Source organism: Bartonella sp. AD13SXNS (genome assembly GCF_042196465.1).
Lineage (GTDB): Bacteria > Pseudomonadota > Alphaproteobacteria > Rhizobiales > Rhizobiaceae > Bartonella.
Genome location: NZ_JBHIQI010000042.1, coordinates 1 through 3,140, shown reverse-complemented (window position 1 = coordinate 3,140; position 3,140 = coordinate 1). Strand labels below are relative to the sequence as shown.

Below are 3,140 nucleotides of genomic sequence, written 5' to 3'. Positions count from 1 at the left end.
TGGTTCAACAGGGGCAGAAGGAGGAGAAACAGAATCCGTAGATGAAGGTGAGACCGGAACAGAGGGCTCAGAGGGCAACGACGTAGAAAGTGAATCGGGGGGAGAAGATGGAGGATCAACAAGATCAGAAGACGTAGAAGAAGGGGAGTCAGACATAAACGACGTAGAAAGTGGATCGGAAGATGGAGGATCAACAGGACCAGAGGACGTAGAAGAAGGAGAGTCAGACATAAACGACGTAGAAAGTAGATCGGAAGGGGGAGGATCAACAGGACCAGAGGACGTAGAAGAAGGAGAGTCAGACATAAACGACGTAGAAAGTAGATCGGAAGGGGGAGGATCAACAGAAGCAGAGGACGTAGAAGAAGGAGAATCAGACATAAACGACGTAGAAAGTGGATTGGGGGGTGGAGAATCAACAGGAGCAGAAGACGTAGAAGAAGGAGAGTCAGATATCAAAGACGTAGAAACTGGATCGGGAGGGGGAGGGTCAACAGGAGCAGAAGACGTAGAAGAAGGAGAGTCAGATATCAAAGACGTAGAAACTGGATCGGGAGGGGGAGGGTCAACAGGAGCAGAAGACGTAGAAGAAGGAGAGTCAGATATCAAAGACGTAGAAAGTAGATCGGAAGGTGGAGGATCAACAGGACCAGAGGACGTAGAAGAAGGAGGATCAGACATAAACGACGTAGAAAGTGGATCGGAAGATGAAGGATCAACAGAAGCAGAGGACGTAGAAGAAGGAGAGGCAGATATCAAAGACGTAGAAACTGGATCGGGAGGTGGAGGGTCAACAGGAGCAGAAGACGTAGAAGAAGGAGGATCAGACATAAACGACGTAGAAACTGGATCGGAAGGAGGAGGATCAACAGAAGCAGAGGACGTAGAAGAAGGAGAGTCAGATATCAACGACGTAGAAAGTGAATTAGAAGGAGAAGATGGAGGATTAACAGGATGAGATAATGGAAACGAAGAAGGTTTACCAAATGGACCATTATAAGAACCTATTCTAGAAGAAATATAAATCCCTTCGAGTCGGAAATCCCAAAAATCCCCCTCACCTTCCACTAATCTTTGCTTAGCATTCGCTTCTCCAAAAGGCGAACCCGGACCATAACCACGAATACGATATTGATAAGGAAAACCTTTCACCGTAGTATAACCATCATAACCATTGGCGAGTCGAAAAGAACCTGCCTGCGCTGTTCCTGCAACTTGAACGATTGAAATGCTTTGATCTCTTCCCTCATAGACTTCTTTACTTGAATATTTTGGAAAATTTCGCATATGAATGAATGTCGTTCCAGAAACATCTCCATAGATCAATATGCGATCCGTCTTTTGGGGATCAAACAAACCCTCATCATTCAAAAATGTATTCAACCTAATCTGAGCGTTTCCCTCAGCACTATAGACTTTTTTATCTTTTGATGCGAGAATTTTACCTCCTGCACCTATATCTGCTTTTTTTCCAATGCGTAGCGTTTGATAACCACTATCTTCATCAAAGATCAATGTGCTATTGGAAAGACTTAGAGAAGAAAGCGATGAAACAGATTCCTGTAAACCATTGTATTTACTTTTAGTAAGATACCATTTTGAATAACGAATTAACTCTAAATCAATAACCGATCTATCCTCAACACGCGTACCTCCTGTAAGAGAGGAAGCGTTTGCTTTCACCAATAGAGAAGCATTATTTTCAGCTTTTAGCAACACATCACCAGAGATTTTTGTTTCATCCGATAATTCAAGAGTGCCTTTTACTTCATAGTCTTTATTCCCCTTCGCATAAATCGCAATCCCGTCTGGAACTGTCATATTTGTCTCTGATAAATAAACAAATGCCCTCCCCGTGATAACTTTTTTGGTTTTTAAATTTTTTTCATCATCTCGTTGCCTAATCATTTTAGTAAGCTCTTCTGGAGCTAAAACATTAAAGCACAGTCCATATACTCCCTCACCCTGAACAGAAATATTGTTTTTTTCTATCTTAATACTTGTATTCTTAAAGACATCTGGTGAAATATATTTTTGAATTAACTTACCATTATCATTTACATAACCTGAAAAGTTTTTAATCAAGAATGCATGCATATGATTCAGCTGAATAAAATTGTTTTTCAAATGAACGTCACCACCTTGAAAAACCTCAAAAACTTCTGGCAATACCCCCATAGCTCCATCACCATCTGTTAAATTTTCCTCCCTCCTTCCTTGCCCCGTAATCCCCATAGTATCAAGAATATAGCGCCCCCCAAATCGGGTTGAAAATGAGCCAACCTGGTTAAAATTAACGGTACCGTCTGTCATTTTAACCATTGCATCAAAACCACTTATAATACCGATCCCTTTTACATTCAAATTATCTGGCTCAATATTGATATTCACACTCACTAAAGCAATATCCGTTTCTCTCCCCCATGCATAAATAGCATGTGAAGTCCCCTTAATTTCCCCTACTGTCATGTTAATAACTGCATTCTGAGCACGAAGAGCAGGTATATTCTTAAAATCTGAAGCTATTAGATTAATTTTTCCACCATTTCTTACATACGCCCCATACGCAGATATTTTATCTGGATTATCGCCATAAACTGCTATCTGAGAGGCATTAACAACAGTGCCTGCTTTTTCTACATATATAGCTGCAATAGGTGCAGCCTCCTGAGAATTTTTTAAGTAATAAACTTTATCTGCGAGAAAGTGTGTCTTTCTATCATCGCATTTATAAAACACCCCTCTTGGATCACTCGAAGATCCAGCAGCACTAATATACGTAACCTGCAAAAAATAAAGAATAGCTGTTGTAACGTTGCATAAAAATACATATTTATGAAATACATAAATCATAACTCTTGCCGCCTCCTATTCCCCTATTTTATTCATTTAAGAATAATATCTATATATAAACTAATAAACTTCTTAAAATATAATAAATATAAAACTAAAGAGCTATTTTTAATACTTAATATAACACTATATATACTTATATATAAGTTACTATATAGTTTATGTATAGCTAAAAAAGGTGGCGCAATCCAGCAGAGAAACTGGCTCCAGAAAAACCAACTTTCTTAAATCTATGCTGATAAGTGACATCTCCATGAAGAGAAAGTTTTGATGAGAGACGGGCATTA

General features: G+C 39.4%; 1 protein-coding gene. It reads right to left on the bottom strand.

Going from position 1 to position 3,140, the window contains the following annotated elements; genetic code table 11:
• The coding region (locus ACFIMQ_RS09055; protein ID WP_375703893.1) for an autotransporter outer membrane beta-barrel domain-containing protein at window positions 1-2,853 on the bottom strand (2,853 nt) is incomplete at its 3' end.
• Between the last annotated feature and the right edge of the window lie 287 nt (window positions 2,854-3,140).